This window comes from Nocardia glycosmidis, from assembly GCF_052545115.1.
Genome location: NZ_JBQWRH010000042.1, coordinates 1 through 3,327, shown reverse-complemented (window position 1 = coordinate 3,327; position 3,327 = coordinate 1). Strand labels below are relative to the sequence as shown.

The window sequence follows — 3,327 nt, the reverse complement described above, 5'->3', positions numbered from 1 at the left end:
TCGACACACTGTTGGGTCCTGAGAGAACACGCGAGTGTTTCTTTCTAGGCGAAAGATACGATCTGTTCGGATCTCCTTGATACCGCTGGTTTCGGCTGGTTTGGTCTTGGAATGTGGTTCGGGCGGGTGTGTTGTTTGAGAACTGCACAGTGGACGCGAGCATCTTTGTTTGTAAGTGTTGAAGAGCGTACGGTGGATGCCTTGGCACCAGGAGCCGATGAAGGACGTAGGAGGCTGCGATAAGCCTCGGGGAGCTGTCAACCGAGCTGTGATCCGAGGATGTCCGAATGGGGAAACCCGGCACGAGTGATGTCGTGTCGCCCGCGCCTGAATATATAGGGTGTGTGGCGGGAACGTGGGGAAGTGAAACATCTCAGTACCCACAGGAAGAGAAAACAATATGTGATTCCGTGAGTAGTGGCGAGCGAAAGCGGAGGAGGCTAAACCGTGTGGATGTGATAGCCGGCAGGCGTTGTCCATGTGGGGTTGTGGGACATTATTTCCTGTTTCTGCCGAAGCAGGCGGCAGTGAGAAAAGGGCGCGTTAGTCGAATTGGTCTGGGATGGCCAACCGTAGACGGTGAGAGTCCGGTAGGCGAAAACGTGTTCTCTGTCGTGTAGTGTTCCCGAGTAGCAGCGGGCCCGTGAAATCTGCTGTGAATCTGTCGGGACCACCCGATAAGCCTGAATACTCCCTGGTGACCGATAGCGGACTAGTACCGTGAGGGAAAGGTGAAAAGTACCCCGGGAGGGGAGTGAAATAGTACCTGAAACCGTGCGCTTACAATCCGTCAGAGCCTGTTGTGGGTGATGGCGTGCCTTTTGAAGAATGAGCCTGCGAGTCATTGGTGTGTGGCGAGGTTAACCCGTGTGGGGTAGCCGTAGCGAAAGCGAGTCCGAATAGGGCGGTTGAGTCGCGCACTATGGACCCGAAGCGGAGTGATCTACCCATGGCCAGGGTGAAGCGACGGTAAGACGTCGTGGAGGCCCGAACCCACTTAGGTTGAAAACTGAGGGGATGAGCTGTGGGTAGGGGTGAAAGGCCAATCAAACTCCGTGATAGCTGGTTCTCCCCGAAATGCATTTAGGTGCAGCGTCGCGTGTTTCTCGCCGGAGGTAGAGCTACTGGATGGCCTAGGGGGCCTACAAGCTTACCGAAGTCAGCCAAACTCCGAATGCCGGTGAGTGAGAGCGTGGCAGTGAGACTGTGGGGGATAAGCTTCATAGTCGAGAGGGAAACAGCCCAGATCGCCGGCTAAGGCCCCTAAGCGTGTACTAAGTGGAAAAGGATGTGGAGTCGCAGAGACAACCAGGAGGTTGGCTTAGAAGCAGCCACCCTTGAAAGAGTGCGTAATAGCTCACTGGTCAAGTGATTTTGCGCCGACAATGTAGCGGGGCTCAAGTACACCGCCGAAGCCGCGGCATTCAGATATTATCTTGCTTTCGAGCCAGGAGTCTGGATGGGTAGGGGAGCGTCGTGTAGCCAGGGAAGCGGCGGAGTGATCCAGTCGTGGAGGCTGCGCGAGTGAGAATGCAGGCATGAGTAGCGAAAGACGAGTGAGAAACTCGTCCGCCGAATGACCAAGGGTTCCTGGGCCAGGTTAATCCGCCCAGGGTGAGTCGGGACCTAAGGCGAGGCCGACAGGCGTAGTCGATGGACAACGGGTTGATATTCCCGTACCCGTGTATCCGCGCCCAGTGGTGAATCCATGGTGCTAACCATCCTGAACCCAATAGACCGCCTTCGGGTGGCTGGCGGGGGATGCATGGGACCCCTGTGGTAGTAGTCAAGCGATGGGGTGACGCAGGAAGGTAGCTGGGCCAGGTGATGGATTACCTGGTGTAAGCCTGTAGGGCGTTGTGTAGGCAAATCCGCACAGCATGTGCCTGAGAGGTGATGCGTAGCCGATTGAGGCGAATTCAGTGATCCTATGCTGCCGAGAAAAGCCTCTAGTGAGTTGGTACACGGCCCGTACCCCAAACCGACACAGGTGGTCAGGTAGAGAATACCGAGGCGATCGAGAGAACTGTGGTTAAGGAACTCGGCAAAATACCTCCGTAACTTCGGGAGAAGGAGGGCCCGGTCTGGTGAACATCCTTTGCGGTGGGAGCTGGGTTGGGTCGCAGAGACCAGAGAGAAGCGACTGTTTACTAAAAACACAGGTCCGTGCGAAGTCGTAAGACGATGTATACGGACTGACGCCTGCCCGGTGCCGGAAGGTTAAGAGGACCGGTTAGCGTTTTCGGACGCGAAGCTGAGAATTTAAGCCCCGGTAAACGGCGGTGGTAACTATAACCATCCTAAGGTAGCGAAATTCCTTGTCGGGTAAGTTCCGACCTGCACGAATGGCGTAACGACTTCTCTGCTGTCTCAACCACAGACTCGGCGAAATTGCATTACGAGTAAAGATGCTCGTTACGCGCGGCAGGACGAAAAGACCCCGGGACCTTCACTATAGCTTGGTATTGGTGTTCGGTACGGTTTGTGTAGGATAGGTGGGAGACTGTGAAGCGGGCACGCCAGTGTTCGTGGAGTCGTCGTTGAAATACCACTCTGGTCGTATTGGACTTCTAACCTCGGGCCATGATCTGGTTCAGGGACAGTGCCTGGTGGGTAGTTTAACTGGGGCGGTTGCCTCCTAAAATGTAACGGAGGCGCCCAAAGGTTCCCTCAGCCTGGTTGGCAATCAGGTGTCGAGTGCAAGTGCACAAGGGGGCTTGACTGTGAGACCGACAGGTCGAGCAGGGACGAAAGTCGGGACTAGTGATCCGGCACCGGCATGTGGAAGCGGTGTCGCTCAACGGATAAAAGGTACCCCGGGGATAACAGGCTGATCTTCCCCAAGAGTCCATATCGACGGGATGGTTTGGCACCTCGATGTCGGCTCGTCGCATCCTGGGGCTGGAGTAGGTCCCAAGGGTTGGGCTGTTCGCCCATTAAAGCGGCACGCGAGCTGGGTTTAGAACGTCGTGAGACAGTTCGGTCTCTATCCGCCGCGCGCGTTAGAAACTTGAGGAAGGCTGTCCCTAGTACGAGAGGACCGGGACGGACGAACCTCTGGTGTGCCAGTTGTCCCGCCAGGGGCATGGCTGGTTGGCTACGTTCGGAAGGGATAACCGCTGAAAGCATCTAAGCGGGAAGCCTGTTCCAAGATGAGGTTTCTCTCCACCTTTGAGTGGTTAAGGCCCCCTACAGACCATGGGGTTGATAGGCTGGAACTGGAAGCACGGTAACGTGTGGAGGTGACCGGTACTAATCGGCCGAGGACTTACCAACAAAGGTTGCTACGCGTCCACTGTGCGGTATCTGAAACAACACACAGACACC

The 3,327-nt window shown here is 55.9% G+C and carries 1 rRNA gene; it reads left to right on the top strand.

Annotation, left to right across the window (positions count from 1 at the left end):
* Positions 1–169 precede the first annotated feature (169 nt).
* Positions 170–3,276, top strand: a 23S ribosomal RNA gene (locus tag ACT86A_RS27335).
* The last annotated feature ends 51 nt before the right edge of the window (positions 3,277–3,327 follow it).